Here is a 2,620-nt window from a genome sequence, read left to right as displayed (position 1 = left end):
TAGTTACAGCATAACTGCGCTTGCTGGCTGGGGGAAGATCCGTCAGAAAGAAGTTTGGCGATCGCGCACCTTCTGCAACGGGCCTACCGGGACTATGACGATCCCCGCTATGAGCGCTTGGCCAAGCTCTCCGTCTCGCATCTGTACAACCTGCGCAAGAGTTCCGGCTATCAGGCCCAGCGCAGGAGCTTCACCCAGACCCGCCCAGTATGCAATGCGATTGGCGTGCGCAAAGCCCCCAGCCCGGAGGGACGGGCCGGCTTTGTGCGCATCGATACCGTTCATCAGCGCGACCAGGACGGCGTCAAAGGCGTGTATCACCTCACCTGCGTCGATGCCGTGAGTCAGTGGCAGGTCGAGGCGTGTGTGCAAGGTATCAGCGAGGCCTTTCTGTTGCCGGTGCTGGCTTTGATCATCGATCAGTTTCACCAAGGACAAAGGCAAGACCGTCAAGCGCTACAAGCCGCAGGACGTGGAAACACCGCTCGAACGTTTGACCGCGTTGGCGGCGCACAACCCGATCGCCTTCCAGTCGGGCGTTACCTTGGAGGCCCTGCCTGCAGGCTCAGAGGCTGTGAATTTTTCACTTCTGCGCCACAGTCGGCGCGACCGGACGCTGGCGCCATCCTGGGGCGAAGTATGGGGAATGCATGTTTTGACTAGCTGTTCGGCCTGGATCTACCCTTTTTCCGCGCCTTTCCCCCGATTACCCTGCCATTTGCGGTACTGCGGACGTTCCTGTCCCTAGGCCGACCAGTTCGGGGGCGAGGGTGGCGGCACGCATCAGGTTGTGCGCCAGGGCGAACAGGAGCGCGACGCCCTTGACTCTCTTCAGACCGCGGACCAGTAGGCGATTCAGGCCTCGGTTGCGTGCCAGCGCATTGACACATTCGGCCGTCGCCGCGCGCTCCTTGTAGAGCGCCTTGGCCTCGTCACTTTTCATGCGTTCCCGCCATTGGGCCACCGCCGGGCTATCCTTGGCCTTCGGTTGGTGAACGTCCGTTTTCGGGTCCTTGGCTTTCGGCACCGGTGCGTAGACAGTAGTGCTTTTCGCGACCGCATCGATCTGCCCATGGCCCGGATAGCCGCCATCAACCAGCCAGTTCTCCGGGGTCTGACCGCAGCGTTCGCTGACTTGCTCGACCATCGGTGACAGCTGACCCTGGTCGGTACCGGCGGTCACGACCTCGACGCCGAAGACCCCCTGGCTTTCGGCATCGGTGGCGAACTGAAGGTTGTACGCCGGCCGAAATCCGCCATCGCCCATCTTCATGATCGTCGCGTCGGCGTCGGTGGTCGAACTCCGGGCTTCCTCCGGCTTCTTGCCTTGCTTCTTCTTGATGGCGGCCAGTTCCGGCTGCCGGGCCAGCGCGGCTTCAATGCGCGCCTCCCGTTCGCTCACCGCACGCAGTTGCGCCGCTTGCTTGCGCGCGCTCTCGCCCGCGGGGTCGTCTGCCTGTTGCGCCTTGAGCGTGGCGACCTGGTCTCGCGCCGCTTCCAGGCAGGCTTTCAGCCGTTCTTCCCGCCGGAATGAGGCGGCCCCGGCGCTGGCCCGTACCCGCATCCCGTCCTGCGCTGCCGTTTTGAACTTGACGACACCCGCCGCCATCAGGCTCGCCACGTTATCGGTCAGCAGTTCGTCCAGGGCGTCGCCATGGTGACTGCGAAAGTCGGCTACGGTGTGGTAATTGACCTGCACGCCACCACAGATCCACCGGTAGGCATCATGCGCCTGCGTCAGTCGGGTAATGGTCCGGGCACTGCCGACGCCTTCCACCGTGGCGTAAAGCCACAGGGCAAACAGAATTTCCGGGGCGATCGCCGCCCGTCCCACGCCACCCTCCACCGCTTTGATGCCGGCGTACAGCCCGCTCAGGTCCTGCCGCTCCACGTAGCCCCAGACAATCCGCGCCCGGTGCCCAGGCGGGACCAGCGATTCGAGGTCGCTCGCCCGCAGTTCTAGTTGATTGCGGTTGGGCATCAGAACACGGGCCGAGGCCTTGGGCAGTACGGCTCTCGCAGGGCCTTCGTCGCTTGGGTTGGCCGGCAGCGTCGCTTCGCCGGGGAACAGAGGGATCGTCGTGGTCATGAGCAGGAGGTCGCGTGGGAAATGATCACGTCATTATACAGGACGCGCCACGCTGGCGGGCGGACTTGGGGGAATATTTTCACAGCCTCTCAGGCCAAGTCACCAACCGACCTGGCCGCCGCGCAGGAGGCCATGCAGCGCGTCAAGCGCGAACTCTTTGCCTCGTTCGTCAACCTGATGTGGATCAGGGCTGCGGCCGCTCGGAGGCGGTTGATTTCCGGGGTTGAGGGTGAGATCGGATTTGGCATCTGCTTTTACTCTTCCGTTGCCGTAACTACTCAGCAGGATCCTGGCACGGCTTGTGCTAATGTTGACGCATGGATGAACTTCCCGAGCTTAGCCGACTGAGCATTGGCGAGAAAGACCAACTGATCCGGGATCTGTGGTTGTTGGTGCGGAGTCTGGGGGTTCAAGTCACCACGCTGGAAACTCAGGTCACCACGCTGCAAGCGAAGGTAAAGGAACTGGAAGGGCGACTTGAGCAGAACAGCCGCAATTCGAGCAAGCCCCCGTCCTCGGATGGGCTTGCCA

Annotated in this window: 2 protein-coding genes and 2 pseudogenes; 2 read left to right on the top strand and 2 right to left on the bottom strand. The window is 62.7% G+C overall.

Going from position 1 to position 2,620, the window contains the following annotated elements; translation table 11 throughout:
* Positions 1–42 precede the first annotated feature (42 nt).
* Together CAPSK01_RS21600 and CAPSK01_RS02700 are read right to left on the bottom strand one after the other, a co-directional pair.
* Complete coding sequence (locus tag CAPSK01_RS21600) at positions 43–429, bottom strand: hypothetical protein (RefSeq protein ID WP_273702973.1); 387 nt, start codon at positions 427–429, stop codon at positions 43–45.
* 277 nt (positions 430–706) lie between these two features.
* Positions 707–2,089, bottom strand: coding sequence for an IS1182-like element ISAcc1 family transposase (locus tag CAPSK01_RS02700; RefSeq protein WP_076612167.1), 1,383 nt, complete (start codon positions 2,087–2,089; stop codon positions 707–709).
* A gap of 317 nt (positions 2,090–2,406) precedes the next feature.
* Here CAPSK01_RS02700 and CAPSK01_RS02690 point away from each other — a divergent pair.
* A pseudogene (locus CAPSK01_RS02690) lies at positions 2,407–2,556 on the top strand (hypothetical protein); the annotation flags it as partial.
* Positions 2,530–2,620: pseudogene (locus CAPSK01_RS21595) on the top strand (DUF6444 domain-containing protein); the annotation flags it as partial. The pseudogenes CAPSK01_RS02690 and CAPSK01_RS21595, both read left to right, overlap by 27 nt.

This window comes from Candidatus Accumulibacter vicinus (assembly GCF_000584955.1).
In the GTDB taxonomy this organism is placed as follows: domain Bacteria; phylum Pseudomonadota; class Gammaproteobacteria; order Burkholderiales; family Rhodocyclaceae; genus Accumulibacter; species Accumulibacter vicinus.
This window is presented reverse-complemented; position numbering and strand designations above follow the sequence as displayed.